General features: G+C 63.7%; 17 protein-coding genes and 1 pseudogene. 11 read left to right on the top strand and 7 right to left on the bottom strand.

The window, feature by feature from the left end:
• Positions 1-205, top strand: a pseudogene (locus MF134_RS23405) (Hint domain-containing protein); the annotation flags it as partial.
• Positions 206-305: 100 nt separating this feature from the next.
• Here the strand turns inward: MF134_RS23405 and MF134_RS23400 are convergent.
• Positions 306-467 carry a hypothetical protein gene (locus MF134_RS23400; RefSeq protein WP_255341807.1) on the bottom strand — a complete coding sequence of 54 codons (162 nt, stop codon included), beginning with the start codon at positions 465-467 and terminating at the stop codon, positions 306-308.
• A gap of 315 nt (positions 468-782) precedes the next feature.
• On the opposite strand from MF134_RS23400, the gene MF134_RS23395 reads away from it, so the two are divergent.
• On the top strand, positions 783-2,267 hold the full coding sequence (locus MF134_RS23395) for an MFS transporter (protein WP_255341806.1): 1,485 nt from the start codon (positions 783-785) through the stop codon (positions 2,265-2,267).
• Between the two features lie 27 nt (positions 2,268-2,294).
• Here MF134_RS23395 and MF134_RS23390 read toward each other — a convergent pair whose 3' ends face one another.
• From MF134_RS23390 to MF134_RS23375, 4 genes are all read right to left on the bottom strand, one after another.
• Complete coding sequence (locus tag MF134_RS23390) at positions 2,295-2,972, bottom strand: hypothetical protein (RefSeq protein WP_255341805.1); 678 nt, start codon at positions 2,970-2,972, stop codon at positions 2,295-2,297.
• 114 nt (positions 2,973-3,086) lie between these two features.
• On the bottom strand, positions 3,087-4,016 hold the full coding sequence (locus MF134_RS23385) for a cytochrome c (protein ID WP_255341804.1): 930 nt from the start codon (positions 4,014-4,016) through the stop codon (positions 3,087-3,089).
• Between the two features lie 117 nt (positions 4,017-4,133).
• Positions 4,134-4,292 (bottom strand): DUF3309 family protein, encoded by a 159-nt coding sequence (locus tag MF134_RS23380; protein ID WP_255341803.1) that lies wholly within the window; start codon positions 4,290-4,292, stop codon positions 4,134-4,136.
• A gap of 230 nt (positions 4,293-4,522) precedes the next feature.
• The gene (locus MF134_RS23375) at positions 4,523-4,696 is read right to left on the bottom strand and encodes a DUF3309 family protein (RefSeq protein ID WP_255341802.1); all 174 of its coding nucleotides are present in this window, start codon (positions 4,694-4,696) and stop codon (positions 4,523-4,525) included.
• A 216-nt stretch (positions 4,697-4,912) separates the two neighbouring features.
• On the opposite strand from MF134_RS23375, the gene ispG reads away from it, so the two are divergent.
• The 4 genes from ispG to MF134_RS23355 all read left to right on the top strand — a co-directional run bounded on the left by ispG (position 4,913) and on the right by MF134_RS23355 (position 8,011).
• Complete coding sequence (gene ispG, locus MF134_RS23370; protein WP_255341801.1) at positions 4,913-6,181, top strand: flavodoxin-dependent (E)-4-hydroxy-3-methylbut-2-enyl-diphosphate synthase; 1,269 nt, start codon at positions 4,913-4,915, stop codon at positions 6,179-6,181.
• A 110-nt stretch (positions 6,182-6,291) separates the two neighbouring features.
• Complete coding sequence (locus MF134_RS23365; protein ID WP_255341800.1) at positions 6,292-6,645, top strand: type II toxin-antitoxin system RelE/ParE family toxin; 354 nt, start codon at positions 6,292-6,294, stop codon at positions 6,643-6,645.
• Between the two features lie 8 nt (positions 6,646-6,653).
• On the top strand, positions 6,654-6,956 hold the full coding sequence (locus tag MF134_RS23360; protein WP_255341799.1) for a helix-turn-helix domain-containing protein: 303 nt from the start codon (positions 6,654-6,656) through the stop codon (positions 6,954-6,956).
• A gap of 77 nt (positions 6,957-7,033) precedes the next feature.
• A complete protein-coding gene (locus MF134_RS23355) occupies positions 7,034-8,011 on the top strand; it encodes a lytic transglycosylase domain-containing protein (RefSeq protein ID WP_255341798.1) in 978 nt (325 codons plus the stop codon).
• A 43-nt stretch (positions 8,012-8,054) separates the two neighbouring features.
• Here MF134_RS23355 and MF134_RS23350 read toward each other — a convergent pair whose 3' ends face one another.
• Positions 8,055-8,954, bottom strand: a complete 900-nt coding sequence (locus MF134_RS23350) for a polyprenyl synthetase family protein (protein WP_255341797.1) — start codon at positions 8,952-8,954, stop codon at positions 8,055-8,057.
• 172 nt (positions 8,955-9,126) lie between these two features.
• On the opposite strand from MF134_RS23350, the gene MF134_RS23345 reads away from it, so the two are divergent.
• Both MF134_RS23345 and rpmF read left to right on the top strand, forming a co-directional pair.
• The gene (locus MF134_RS23345) at positions 9,127-9,816 is read left to right on the top strand and encodes a biosynthetic peptidoglycan transglycosylase (RefSeq protein WP_255341796.1); all 690 of its coding nucleotides are present in this window, start codon (positions 9,127-9,129) and stop codon (positions 9,814-9,816) included.
• A gap of 242 nt (positions 9,817-10,058) precedes the next feature.
• Positions 10,059-10,238, top strand: coding sequence for a 50S ribosomal protein L32 (rpmF, locus tag MF134_RS23340; RefSeq protein WP_255341795.1), 180 nt, complete (start codon positions 10,059-10,061; stop codon positions 10,236-10,238).
• A gap of 103 nt (positions 10,239-10,341) precedes the next feature.
• Here rpmF and phaR read toward each other — a convergent pair whose 3' ends face one another.
• Positions 10,342-10,956: a polyhydroxyalkanoate synthesis repressor PhaR gene (gene phaR, locus MF134_RS23335; RefSeq protein WP_255341794.1), complete on the bottom strand. Its 615-nt coding sequence runs from the start codon at positions 10,954-10,956 to the stop codon at positions 10,342-10,344.
• A 336-nt stretch (positions 10,957-11,292) separates the two neighbouring features.
• Between phaR and MF134_RS23330 the strand changes: the two genes are divergently transcribed.
• From MF134_RS23330 to phbB, 3 genes are all read left to right on the top strand, one after another.
• On the top strand, positions 11,293-12,477 hold the full coding sequence (locus tag MF134_RS23330) for an acetyl-CoA C-acetyltransferase (RefSeq protein ID WP_255341793.1): 1,185 nt from the start codon (positions 11,293-11,295) through the stop codon (positions 12,475-12,477).
• Between the two features lie 288 nt (positions 12,478-12,765).
• Positions 12,766-13,620 carry a patatin-like phospholipase family protein gene (locus tag MF134_RS23325; RefSeq protein ID WP_255341792.1) on the top strand — a complete coding sequence of 285 codons (855 nt, stop codon included), beginning with the start codon at positions 12,766-12,768 and terminating at the stop codon, positions 13,618-13,620.
• A 99-nt stretch (positions 13,621-13,719) separates the two neighbouring features.
• Positions 13,720-14,445, top strand: a complete 726-nt coding sequence (gene phbB, locus MF134_RS23320; protein WP_255341791.1) for an acetoacetyl-CoA reductase — start codon at positions 13,720-13,722, stop codon at positions 14,443-14,445.
• Positions 14,446-14,504: the final 59 nt, after the last annotated feature.

Here is a 14,504-nt window from a genome sequence, read left to right as displayed (position 1 = left end):
CTTGCGCGGCTGGTTCGAGAACGATCTCGACGACGTTCTGGCCAATCCCGACCTCGTGCCGGCCGGCCAGCACGGCCGCTGCCTCGAAGTCGCAACCGACGGCCCGCTTGTGGAAGCCGAACGCAAGCGGCTCGCGGATCTCTTCTACGCCGATCTCTCGGCCCAGTGTGCCTGGCCGAAGGCGGAAGCCGCGCTGCGGATCTGAAGCGACGGGCACCGCTGGAAATGACGACGGCCGCTTCAAGCGGCCGTTTCGTTCTTCGGGCAGCGATGTTCGATATCGACCGCCGGGGCCGGTTTCCTGGTCAGGCGAACCGGTCGAACGTGTCCGGGTTCAGGCCGAGGGTGCGGATGGCCCGCTCGGGCGGCCGGCGGCCCGCTTCCATGGCGGAAGCGCATGCCCGGGCCGCGCGAACCTGTTCAAAGAAACTGCCGAGTCCGGCGGCGAAGCGCGATGCGCGTCTCATTGTAACAACCTTGCATGTTCGTATTCTGGTAGGTCTTGTATAAGAACGAACGGGCGCGACGAGCAGAGCCGGTTTTTGCGGCTCTGCCTTGCGTGCAGTGCAAACCGGAATCGCCGCTTCCCATAAGACGATTGACGTGATCGCAAAAAACTTATGGGCGCCACGGTGTTTTGGCGCTGCACCGGCGATCTCATCGCGATTCCGGCCGGCTGCACTCGGAACGCCGCGAGACTCTCTCTGCAGTGCGCCCTGCCCTTGCCAAGTCGGCATGTCGGCCTGAATAGGCGAAGGAGTCAGGCCGACAAGGATCCCTCTTTGAACACTTCCGACCATACGGCGCCGGCCGTCCCCTCGTCGCGGCGCTGGCTGACGCTCGCCGTCCTGCTGCTCGCCGCCTTCATGAATCTGATCGACGTGACGATCGTGAACGTGGCGATCCCGAGCCTCAGCGACAGTCTGCAGGCGACGAGCAGCGAGATCGAATGGGTGGTCGCCGGCTATATCGTCGCCTTCGCGCTCGGGCTCCTACCGTTCGGGCGGCTGGGCGACATTGTCGGCCGCAAGCGGATGTTCCTTTTCGGCGTCACCGGCTTCACGCTCTGCTCGCTCTTGTGCGGGGTGGCGCCGAACATCGACATGCTGATCGCGGCGCGTCTGGCCCAAGGCCTGACCGCGGCGATGATGATGCCGCAGGCGCTCGCCCTGGTGCAGGTGACCTTCCCGCCAGCTGAGCGCGGCACGGCCTTTTCCCTGTTCGGCGTGACGGCGGGCCTCGCCTCCGTCGCCGGGCCGCTGACGGGCGGCGCGCTGATCTCGGCCGATCTCTACGGCCTGGAATGGCGTCCGATCTTTCTGGTCAACCTGCCGATCGGCCTGTTCGCGGTGATTTCCGGCTGGCTGCTGATCCCGAAGGCGGAAGGCGGCGAGCGCTCCCGGATCGACTTCGTCGGCGTTCTTCTGGCAGCGGCCGCGGTGTTTGCCGTTATCATCCCGCTGGTCGAAGGGCGCGAATATGGCTGGCCGCTCTGGTGTTTCGTTCTGCTTGCCCTCTCTGTCCCGTTCTCGGCCGCCTTCGTGCTCTGGGAACGCCATCGCGCCAAAATCCAGGCGAGCCAGCTTCTCCCCATCAGCCTGATCACCAATCGCCACTTCCTCCTCGGCCTGTCGATGACCTCGGCGCTGTTTGCCGGCATTCCCGGCTTCTTTTTTGTGGTGGCCATCTTTCTCCAGGTGGGCTTCGGCTTCACGCCCTTCGAATCCGGGCTGACCACTGTGCCCTTCCCGGTGGGCGTCTTCATCTCCTCGCTGATTTCGGGCCGCTTCGGCGGACGCATGGCGAGAGCGCGGCTGATCGCCGGCCCGCTCATTCTGGCGAGCGGCATGGCCCTCCTGTACTTCGTGGTCGCTTCGGTGACGGACAGCGTCGACCATTGGGACCTTGTCGCGCCTCTCTTCATGGCAGGCCTCGGCATGGGCATCACCGTGGCACCACTGTTTGCGACGATCCTGACGATGGTGGAGTTGCGCGATGCGGGATCGGGCTCCGGTGCGCTCCAGTCGTTCCAGCAGATCGGCGGGGCACTCGGAGTCGCCATCGTCGGGGAGATCTTCTTCCGGATGCTGGGAAGCGCCCAGGGGCACGGCACCTATCGCGACGCCTTCGAGATGGCGCTGATCTATCAGGTGGCGATTTTCCTGCTTCTGGCCTTTCTCTCGAGCCGACTGCCCGCCGACGTCGAGGGCCGGTCTCGCGCAATGAAGGCCGACGAAACGCAGGAATCAGCTTCGGCGAAGGGATGAGCCTCAGCGGCCGGCACGGGCCTCCGCTCAGAAATTCAGACCCGCCATTTCGCGCTCGGCGTCGCTTTTCGCAAAGCCCGCAGCCTGGAAGGCTTTCCGATAGAGGTCACCCGCCCTCGGATCGTCCGGCGTCGTCTCGGCATAGAGCCCGCGCAGCGAGGCCGAAATCGTATCGGAGCAGACCATCGGCACGACCTCGTAGCGGATGCCGTAGGCCACGCCGTCCTCGTCCGGCGAGAGAACGAAGGTCGCGAGTTCGCCCTTGCCGGCGTCCTCGAAGGCGAAAACCGCCTGACCGAGCCGCTTCCGGGACTGACCAGTTCCGCCGCCGCGAAGCTCGACGGCGACGCGGTCACCATTCCCCATGAGGCCGAGAACATAGGGAACGAGTGCCATCGCGCCTTCGACCGGAAACGAAGCCCCAGGACGCAGAGGCGTCGTCTCCCCTGATACCCACGCATCAATGCTCGCGCCACGGGACTGCTCGGAGCCGAGCACCAGAAAGAGATCGCCCGCCCCGCTGCCGGCCGCGTTCGTGGTCGCCGGTTCTTCGGAGGCAGAGGCGTTCACAGGGCCGCCCTTGAAGGCGATGGGTTCGATCGCCTTGATGGCGACCACGCCGCAGAGTTCGGCCGCTTCGCTGGCGCCGGCCGGGGTGAGGAAGGCTGCGGAGGTAGCGAGGGCGAAGATGGCGTTGCGGATCATGGGTCAGGGCTCCCTTCGGGATGACCGGCGAAGCTTCCTTCGCCGTTGCACCCACTATCGAGGAAGCCCCGCCCGCTATCCGTGATGCGTGTCACATCGCGACGCGGCCGCAGTTCAAGGCGCCGGAGACTCGGCCGGAACGGCCTTGAGATAGGCGGCGATCGCCGCACGGTCTTCAGCCGGAAGTCTTGCGATGTTCTCCTGCACGTCGACCATCGCCCCGCCGACGGAATCGAAGTCGGGGGTGAAGCCGGTTTCGAGGTAATAGGCGATATCGCTAGCCGACCAGTCTCCGATGCCATCCTCCGAGGGCGTGATATTGGGGACATTGCCCTCCCCTTCGGGATTGGGCGCCCCGGCGAGCCACTCGCCGGTGTTCAGGCCGCCAGCGCCGCCGAAGCTGCGCGGGGTATGGCATTCGCCACAGTGCCCCGGTCCTTCGACGAGATACTGGCCCCTGTGAGCTGGTTCCGAAGCGTCCTCGGGCAGTTCCACGGCCGGCGAACCGTCGCCCAGGAAAACGAGCTTCCACAGGCCCACGGCCGGCCGGATGTTGAAGGGAAAGGCGAGGTCGTTCGCCGGCGCCTCGCCCTCGACGGCGGGCAGCGTCTTCATGAAGGCCCACAGATCGGCGACGTCCTGCGGCGTCATGCGCACATAGGAGGTGTAGGGAAAGGCCGGGTAGAGATGCCGGCCTTCGGGATCGAGCCCGCGCTGCATGGCATTGGCGAAATCGGCGAGATCCCAGCCGCCGATCCCATCCTGCGCGTCCGGGGAGATGTTGGGGGCGTGGAAGGTGCCGAAATCCGTGGTCAGCGGATCGCCGCCGCCGAGCTTCAGCTTGGCGTCACCTTCCGCCTTGGAAGGGGCATGGCAGGAGGCGCAGCCGCCGGCCCAAAAGATCCGCTCGCCGCGCGCGGCGTCGCCGGAATCCTCCGCCGCGATCCGACTGTCCTCGAGCGGATGCGGCAGGGTGAGGAGTTTGAATGCGCCGGCACCGGCCAGGACAACGACGAAGATTGCAATGAGTATGTTGTTCAGCATCCGCCAGCCTCAGACACGGCCGAGCTGCTCCCGGCCGCGCGAGGATGAGATCACTTAAGGGAAAGCGTCAAGCCGACCACATGTCGCTATGCCGTTTCCGCTCGCGATTGGCAGAGTCTAGATCCGGCCGAGCAGCAGCAGAACCAGGATGACGACCAGAATCAGCCCGAGAAGTCCGGACGGACCGTAGCCCCAGCCGCCGGAATAACCCCAGGTCGGCAGGGCGCCGATCAGGAGCAGGATAACGATGATGAGGAGAATCGTGCCGAGGCTCATGGGTGGTTTCCTTGCCAGCTAATTTTTGTTCGCTTCACAAACCGTTGAGAGCGAATTGAGTTCCCGGCGCGCTCGGAGCGAGGCCACGGGAAGTCATTGGAGACAAGAAGATTTCCTGCGCGCACGCCTGCCCATGGAGAGAACCGGTTCCGGCAAAAACCCAGGCGAGGTCAACGCAGTCACGCCTGAAGAGGCGTGATCGATATCAGCGGGCCGCATGCCTGAACGCCTCAGGCCGGGCCGAAGCCGCCGATCGCCACGAATACCGCGATCATGAGAAAGATCAGGCCGAGCACCATGGACGGCCGGTAGCCCCATTGGCGCGAATAGGGCCAGGTCGGCATCACCGCGATGAGGGCCAGAAAGACGATGACGACGACGATGGGACCGTATCCGACATCCATTAGAACGTGCTCCTTCTTTTCTTGGGCAAGGATTGGCCGCACAATCTGGCGCCGGCGGGACCGCTGGCGAGCCCCCATCCTGCTTTCGATCGTTCGGTGTCATGAGCTTGCCATGTGCCATGGTCAGCTTGTTCATCGTGAATTGACAACCCGGCAGCGAAGCGCCACCTCGCTCTTGCACTGCCGCATCCTTTCGTCCGACAGGGACCGAACACCATGAATATCGAAGCACCGATCCAGACGATCGTGGCCGACCCCTTGCCGCGCAGACAGACCGTCGGGGTCGATGTCGCGGGCGTGATGGTAGGTGGCGGCGCTCCGGTGGTCGTGCAGTCCATGACGAACACCGATACGGCGGATGTCGATGCCACCGTCGCCCAGGTCGCGGCGCTTGCGCGGGCGGGTTCGGAGATCGTCCGCATCACGGTCGATCGCGACGAATCGGCCGCCGCCGTCCCGAAGGTCAAGGAACGCCTCGATCGTCTCGGCATGCATGTGCCGCTGGTGGGCGACTTTCACTATATTGGCCACAAGCTTCTCGCCGATCACCCGGCCTGCGCCGAGGCGCTCGCCAAATACCGGATCAATCCCGGCAATGTCGGCTTTCGCGAAAAGCGCGACCGGCAATTCGCCGAGATCATCGAGATGGCCATCCGTTACGACAAGCCGGTGCGGATCGGTGTCAATTGGGGGTCGCTCGACCAGGAACTCCTCACCGGGCTGATGGACGCCAACAACCAGCTCGCGACGCCACGCTCGGCGCGGGCCGTGACGCGCGAGGCGATCATCCAGTCGGCGCTGATCTCGGCGGCGCTCGCCGAGGAGATCGGTCTGCCGAAGAACCGGATCATCCTGTCGGCCAAGGTCAGCCAGGTGCAGGACCTGATTGCCGTCTATCGCGATCTCTCCCTGCGCACCGACCACGCGCTGCATCTCGGCCTCACCGAGGCGGGCATGGGCTCGAAGGGCATCGTCGCCTCCTCCGCCGCCATGGGCATTCTGCTGCAGGAAGGGATCGGCGACACGATCCGCGTCTCGCTGACGCCCGAGCCCGGCGGCGATCGCACCCGCGAGGTGCAGGTCGCCCAGGAACTCCTCCAGACCATGGGGTTCCGCCAGTTCGTGCCCGTCGTTGCCGCCTGTCCGGGCTGCGGGCGCACGACCTCGACGGTGTTCCAGGAGCTCGCCGAGAAAATCCAGGGCGACATTCGCGAGAACATGCCGGTCTGGCGCGAGAAATATCCGGGCGTGGAGGCCCTCAACGTCGCGGTCATGGGCTGCATCGTGAACGGCCCCGGCGAATCCAAGCACGCCGATATCGGCATCTCGCTTCCCGGCACCGGCGAGAGCCCGGCCGCGCCGGTCTTCGTCGACGGCAAGAAGGTCAAGACGCTACGCGGCGATGGCATCGCCGCCGAATTCCAGACGATGGTCGCCGACTATATCGAGAAGCGCTTCGGCGAGGGCAAGGCGGCCGCCGAGTAGAGCAATTCGGTATAGTGATTCCGTCGGCTATCCGGCGGGAACGTCAATCTTTCTCGTTGCGAACTCGTCCTGCCCATTATATGGTACATACCATATAATTCTGAGGTAGCATGGAGCCGAAGAGCGCGCGAAAGGTCCCGGTCGTTTTTTATCGCACGCCTTCCGGCAACGAGGTTGTGCTGGATTGGCTGCGCGGATTGGAGGAGACCGAACGCCACGCAATCGGACTCGACCTCATGCGCGTCCAGTATCGTTGGCCTGTTGGCATGCCGCTGTGTCGGGGGTTGGGGAATGGACTTTGGGAAGTCCGCAGCAACCTGCCAAGTGGCCGAATTGCCCGCATGATCTTTTGCCTCTGCGACGACACGATCCTGGTCCTTTCCGGCTTCATCAAGAAAAGCCAGAAGACCCCGCAGGACGAGTTGGCTCTCGCCCGCCGTCGGATGAAAGAATTTCTGCCCTAGGAGGTGTCATGGTGGAGAACGAGGAGACGGCCCGCACGGTGGAGGGGCTTACGACGCTCGACGCATTCCTGACAGATGAAAGCAAGCGCGAAGCGTTCGAGGCGATCGCAGTCAAAGAAGTTCTGGCCTGGCAGATCGAACAGGCGATGAAGGAGCAGAAGCTTTCCCGCAGGCGGATGGCCGAGCAAATGGGAACGAGCCGCAGCCAGATCAGCCGGCTGCTTGATCCCAGCGACGGGAATGTGACGCTGGCGACACTGCAACGGGCTGCCGAAGTCGTTGGCCGGAAAGTGCGCATCGAACTGATTTGAGAACGCTCCTCGCCCTCACCGGAATGACGTTTCGAAGAAGCGGAAGCGTAGTGTCTGCCGATGATCGGAGCATGTTCATGAGAAGCAGCCACTTCGCCAAGGCTCGATTCACCGGTCTTCTTATCGCGACAGGCCTCTGCATCGGCCTCCTGAGGCCCGCTGTGGCGGAAACGCCAGATGTCGGCGCCAGTGCGGCCTTCGCCGCGAGCCACCTCCCCGCGCTTCCGTTCCCCCCGAGCCCGCCGCGTTTCGACGGAACAGAGAATGGATCGGCAACGCCGGCCAAGACAGGCGGCGTGGACGAGATATGCCGCCTGATCGGCGAGAATGCCGACGCCGTCGGCATGCCGAAGGCCTTCTTCGCCCGGTTGATCTGGAAGGAAAGCCGCTTCGACGCCAAGGCGGTCTCGCCTGTCGGCGCGCGGGGCATCGCGCAGTTCATGCCCTACACCGCTGCCGAGCGGGGCCTGGCGAACCCTTATGACGTCGAAGAAGCAATCCGCCATTCGGCGCTCTATCTCTCGGACCTGCGCACGGAACTGGGCAATTGGGGCCTGGCCGCAGCGGCCTACAATGGCGGGATCAACCGCGTGAAGCGCTGGATCGCCCGGGGCGGCCGACTGCCTTACGAGACCGAGAACTATGTTGCGGCGATTACCGCACGCCCTGCCCTCTGGTTCAAGGCCGACGGGCGCGAAGTCGAGCCCCGCCCTCTGGAACAGGATGTCGCCTTTTTCGAAGCCTGCCGCAAGCTGCCGGTGATGAAGACCCGCGCGATCTTTGCCTCGGTCGAATCGGGAATCCCGAAACCCTGGGGCGTGCAGGTGGCCGGCCACAGGGACCAGAACGTCGCATTGCGAATGTTCCGGCGCACCCAGGCCGCATTCCCGGGACTGATCGGCAACGAGAAGCCGCTTGTGATCCGCGACCGAGTCCCTGGCGGCGGTACGATCTACGCGATCCGAATCGGCACCGAGGAGCGCTACCAGGCCAATCGGCTCTGCGTCAGGCTGCGCCTAGCCGGCGGCTCCTGCATCGTCGCCAAGAACCGGTAGATCATCGCCGCCGCAGCAAGCTCGGATGGCCCCACCCTCGTCCTCAGTGCTTGCGCCAGGCGACGAAGCGGGCGGCCTCCAAGAGCGTCTCCGCCTTTTCGCCATAGGGCGCCATGACCTCTTCGGCCTCGTTGACCAGCGCGTCGAGGCGGTCTTCGAGGATCCGCTTGCCGTAGATCTGGGCGAGCGTCTGCTTGCCCTTGTCGCGGTCCTTGCCGGTCGCCTTGCCGACCACGTCCGGATCGCCGTATTCGTCGAGCAGATCGTCGGCAAGCTGGAAGGCGAGGCCGACATTCTCGCCATATTTACGCAGGCGAACCCGATCTTCCTCCGGGGCGCCGGAGAGGATCGCGCCGGACTCGCAGGCGCAGGAGATCAACGCGCCGGTCTTCATCGCCTGCATGCGGGTGATCTCGATCTCGGAGCGCTTTCGCCCTTCCGACTGTATGTCGAGAAGCTGGCCGCCGACCATCCCCGATGCGCCGCCCTTTCGGGCGAGCAACGTCACGAGCTTGACGCGCAGATCGGGCGCAATGGCCTCGCTCGTCCCGATCAGCCCGAAGCTCAGCGTCAGGAGCGCATCGCCCGCCAGGATCGCCGTCGCCTCGTCGAAGGCCTTGTGCACGGTCGGCTTGCCGCGGCGCACGGCATCGTCGTCCATCGCGGGCAGATCGTCATGGACCAGCGAATAGGAATGCACGCATTCGAGTGCGCCGGCGATCTGCATCGCCGCCTTCGGATCCCCCGCGAAGAGTTTCGCCGATTCAAGCACCATGAATGGACGCAACCGCTTGCCGCCGTTCAGGACCGCATGGCGCATGGCGTTCAGAAGATGATGCGGCGTCCCGGCCACCAGTTGATGCGAGGACAGTATGTCTTCCAGAAAGTCACCGACGGATGCGGCCGTGGTCTTGAGCTGCTTTTCGAATTCGCCGGTCTTCATCGCGCGTCTCGCTTTCCCCAGAGCGGTTCGCCTGACTCGTTGCGGTCAAACGGTTGGTATCATTCATGGTCCGGCATGAACCATTGCGCGGGATATCTAGCACCGATAAGTAAAGGCCGCCCTTCCGCCAAGGGCATTTCGACAGATCCCGACGGGGCAGACGAACGGCCACATGTTCAAGACGTTGAAGCGCTGGTTCGTCCGCCTTGTCATCCTGCTTCTGATCGTGGCCGCGATTCCCCTGATCCTGACGCCGATCTACGGCGCCAGATGGATCCATCCCATCTCGACCCTGATGCTCGCCGACGAGGTGCGGATGCGTCCGGTCCTGCGCGATTGGGTGCCGATCGAGGACGTCACGCCGGTCATGCTCCACTCGATCATCATGTCGGAGGACGGTCAGTTCTGCCGCCATCGCGGTGTCGATTTCGGCGAACTCAAGGCCGTCGTGGAGAAGGCCCTCGATGGGGAGGAAACCCGCGGGGCTTCGACAATCACCATGCAAACGGTGAAGAACCTGTTCCTGTGGAACGACCGATCGTTCGTGCGCAAGGCGATGGAACTGCCCCTGGCGCTCTATTTCGACTTCGTCCTCGACAAGCGCCGGATCATGGAGATCTACGTCAACGTCGCTGAATGGGACACGGGCGTCTACGGCATCGAAGCGGCAAGCCAGCACTATTTCGGCAAGTCGGCGAGCCAGCTCACACGGCGGGAAGCAGCCCTCATCACCGTGACCTTGCCCGCTCCCGGCGTTCGCAATCCGGCCAACCCCGGCCCCGGCCTCAATCGCCTGGCGCGGCGGATCGAGCGTATGGCCAGGGCCTCGGGCGATTATGTGGGCTGCCTCGAAGAATCCTGACCGCCCCGCAATTCGCACACCCTCTTCCCATCCGGCCCAAGCTTTGCTATGGGCTCGCACAAATTCCCGTCATGCCGACATTCTGAAGCCGGCCGAAGGCTGCGCGGCGGAATTCGTTCGACGCGAATATCCGGCTGAGCGGTCGCCTCGATCGACGCTCGCCGGGTTTGAACGGATTGGAACTCGAGAACGTGCTGTCTGGCGGATGACTCGTCTTGCCGGAACAGCGAATGGAGCAGGACATGGCCGTACCCAAGCGGAAAACCACCCCGTCGAAGCGCGGCATGCGCCGTTCGGCGGACGCCCTCAAGGCACCGACCTACATCGAAGACAAGAACTCCGGCGAACTGCGCCGCCCGCATCACATCGACCTGAAGACGGGCATGTATCGCGGCAAGCAGATCCTGAAGGTCAAGGACTGAGACGCGGCACGAGGCCACGGCAACGAGCATGAATGAAAGCCGGGTTCGCCCGGCTTTTTCTTTCCGTGAGACTCTGTTTCGCTGGTCGCGCCCTGAGCGACGATCAGCTGCCCTTCTTGGTATCGATCGCCTCGAGGCGTTCCTGCATGCGCTGAAGCTGCTCGCGCATGACCTTCAGATCGTCCTCGCGGCCCTTCGACGGTTCACCATCCCCACGAGCGCCATTGGCACCGCGCGGCTCCTCGCCGCCCTCCGGCAGGCTGCCGGCGACGAACGGGTTGAACACTGCCATCGCCTGACGGAACATTTCGGTGTTGCGCCTCACCTGCGCTTCCATAAGCTTCATCGGCGTCTGCGCCATGGCGCCGGCCATGTTTTCGCGAAACGCCTCCTGCTCCTTGGCAAGCGCCGACATGGACTGTTCCAGATAGCCGGGAATGACCATCTGCATCTGGTCGCCATAGAAGCGGATGAGCTGACGCAGGAAGTTGATGGGCATCAGATTCTGACCGCCCTTGTTCTCCTGCTCGAAGATGATCTGGGTCAGCACCGAATGGGTGATGTCCTCGCCGGTCTTGGCATCCTGGACCACGAATTCCTCGTTGTCCTTGACCATGGTCGCGAGGTTTTCCAGCGTGACGTAAGTGCTGGTGCCGGTGTTGTAGAGCCGCCGGTTGGCATATTTCTTGATGACCGTCACACCCTCGTTTCTGGCCATTCCCAAACTCCCTCACCCCGGCCGACCGGCAATTCGCCGTCGTTTTGTGCGAGCGCTCATGTGCGCCGCATAAATGATAGGCACAGAATGGCCGATATGCCAAACGCCGCGACTGACTTTTCCCGGTGATTTCAACGGCAAATGCAGCCCCGGCGACGGCTCCATCCTGCATGACGCAATGCAACGTCCTAATTTTGCGACAGCAAATCTCGGTTTCAGGTTCGCTCGGAGCGCGATGAAATTTGACGGACCCTGCCCGCTCTGAAACAACCTTTGGAATTGAGCGCCGCGCGCTATCTGAACGAACAAATGCGACAAAGTCGGAGGGAATGGAAAATGAGCACTGCGCAATCCGTCGTGATCGTGGGAGCGGCCCGGACCGCCGTCGGCGCATTCAACGGCGCTTTCGGTCAGATCCCGGCCCATGAACTGGGCGCAACCGCCATCAAGGAGGCTCTTGCCCGCGCCAAGGTCGAAGCTTCCGATGTCGACGAAGTGATCATGGGCCAGATCCTGACGGCCGCCGAGGGCCAGAACCCGGCGCGTCAGGCGGCCATGGCCGCCGGCTGTCCGAAGGAAACGACCGCCTGGGGGCTCAACCAACTCTGCGGTTCGGGCCTGCGCACCGTCGCCATCGGCATGCAGCAGATCGCCATGGGCGACGCCAAGGTGATCGTCGCCGGCGGTCAGGAATCGATGTCCATGGCTCCGCACGCCGCTTACCTGCGCGCCGGCCAGAAGATGGGCGACCTGAAGATGGTCGACACCATGCTCAAGGACGGCCTGCTCGACGCCTTCAACGGCTATCACATGGGCAACACCGCCGAGAACGTCGCCCGTCAGTGGCAATTGACCCGAGAGACCCAGGACGAGTTCGCGGTCAAGAGCCAGAACAAGGCCGAAGCCGCCCAGAAGGCCGGCAAGTTCAAGGACGAGATCGTCCCCTTCACGGTGAAGACCCGCAAGGGCGAGACCGTCGTCGATGCCGACGAGTACATCAAGCATGGCGTGACGATGGATTCGGTCGGCAAGCTGCGCCCGGCCTTCGACAAGGAAGGCTCGGTGACCGCCGCCAACGCCTCCGGCATCAATGACGGCGCCGCCGCGACGGTCCTGATGAGCGAAGCCGAGGCCGAAAAGCGCGGTCTGACGCCGATGGTGCGCATCGTCTCCTGGGCGACCGCCGGCGTCGACCCGTCGATCATGGGCACCGGCCCGATCCCGGCTTCCAAGAAGGCGCTGGAAAAGGCCGGCTGGTCGGTCGACGATCTCGATCTCGTCGAGGCCAACGAGGCCTTCGCAGCGCAGGCCTGCGCGGTCAACAAGGACCTCGGCTGGAACCCGGACATCGTCAACGTCAATGGCGGCGCGATCGCCATCGGTCATCCGATCGGCGCGTCCGGCAACCGCATCCTCAACACGCTGCTGTTCGAAATGCAGCGCCGCGGCGCCAAGAAGGGTCTCGCGACGCTCTGCATCGGCGGCGGCATGGGCGTCGCCATGTGCTTCGAGGCGATGTGATTTCCCCAGTTTCGACAGCGCCCAAACGTCTCGGGCGCTGTCGAAAGCCACCTTTGAACAAAGCTCATCCTTCGCCGCTTCTGCGATCCCAAAATGCCCGAAGCGGCAGGATAGGAAGGATGAGCTTCGCCGAGGCGAATGAAGCGGGGAAACGGCCGTTGCATTGACGATGGGAGCCGCACGAGCCCGTGCGCATCGAACCCGACTGGCACATCTGGAACGCTGAACTAGCTAGGTGCAGGAAGCGATTTTACGGTTCCAGACGAGGGCGACCTTCGTACGATGTCGATGTCCGAACCTGCCCCTTTCGAACAGCTCGTCTTCTCCGGCGGCGGCACCCGCTGCTTCTGGCATGGCGGGTTTCTGGAAACCGTCCGCGATGAGTTGAAGCTGAAGCCCGAACGCATCGCCGGGGTGTCAGGCGGTGCACTGTCCGCGGCCTGCTTCATCGGCGATCGAGACCAGAAGCTGCTCCAGACGATGGGGGCCGCCTTCGACGAGCGGGACTACAATTTCTCCATCGACTGGGACGAGTTCGACGAGAATGGCCTGACACCGCATCAGCAGATGTACCGCCAGGTCGTACGCGAGACGCTCGACAAGGAGGCGATCGAAGCGATCTGCGACGGGCCGTCCTTCGAGGTCCTCCTGGCCCATCCGCCGCACAGTCGTTTCGCGCGGCTGACGACCTTTCCCATGATGATGGCCTATCTCGCCGATCTTTCCATCCGCTCGACGCCCCATGTGGTCTTTCCGGAAAAGCTTGGTGCCGACCAGGAACTGGTCGACGCACGCCAAGCCGCCCGCGACGGCAAGTTGGTGGACCTGATCTGCAATGCGGCCGTCATCCCGCCGGTGTTCAATCTCCAGGGCTGGAACGGCAAGAAGGTGATCGACGGGGGCATGACCTCGAAGGCGCCGATGCCCTCCAACTATCACGGCCGCACGCTGGTTCTTCTCACCCGCAAGTTCCGCAACCTGCCCAAGCACCCGGACCGGGTCTATGTGGAGCCTTCGGATTCGGTCCCGGCAGACAAGATCGACTTCACCGACCGCGACAAGATCGTCGCAACCTGGAATGCCGGGATCGAGGACGGCAAGCTGTTCCTCAAAGCTTTCGATGCTGCAGCGCACTTGGTCTAGCCATGAAGGCTAGCCGCGACTAGTTTCCTAACGGCACGCAAATTCCAAGAGCTCGCCTCGCGATCAAGAGGCGGCGAAAGAATGCCAAGGGGAGGAAACATGGCGAGAACGGCAATCGTAACGGGTGGCTCGCGCGGTATCGGCGCGGCGATCTCGAAGGCCCTCAAGGCCGCCGGTCACAATGTTGCGGCGACCTATGCCGGCAATGACGAGCGGGCGAACGCCTTCAAGGAAGAAACCGGTATTTCCGTCTACAAATGGGACGTCGCCTCATACGATGCCTGCGTCGAGGGCATCGCCAAGGTGGAGGCCGAACTCGGCCCGGTCGACATTCTGGTCAACAATGCCGGCATTACCCGCGACGCCATGTTCCACAAGATGACGCCCGAGAACTGGCAGGCGGTGATCAACACCAATCTCAACGGCCTGTTCAACATGACGCGTCCCGTCTGGGAAGGCATGCGCTCGCGCAGCTTCGGCCGGATCGTCAACATTTCCTCGATCAACGGCCAGAAGGGCCAGATGGGCCAGGCGAACTATTCCGCCGCCAAGGCCGGCGACATCGGCTTCACCAAGGCCCTCGCCCAGGAGGGCGCGCGCAAGAACATCACCGTCAACGCCATCTGCCCCGGCTACATCAACACCGACATGATGGCGACGATCCCCGAAGACGTGATGCAGAAGCAGATCATCGCCAACATCCCGGTCGGTCGCCTCGGCGAGGCCGACGAGATCGCCCGCTGTGTCGTCTTCCTCACCTCCGATGACGCCGGCTTCATCACCGGCGCGACGCTTTCGGCGAATGGCGGGCAGTATATGGCCTGACGATGGTTGCCGGCGGGCCGCTCGCGGTCTCGCCTGTGGCTCGATCGGCCTGGAAAGCG

Origin of the sequence: Jiella marina (assembly GCF_024359545.1) — a bacterium.
Lineage (GTDB): Bacteria > Pseudomonadota > Alphaproteobacteria > Rhizobiales > Rhizobiaceae > Jiella.
This window is presented reverse-complemented; position numbering and strand designations above follow the sequence as displayed.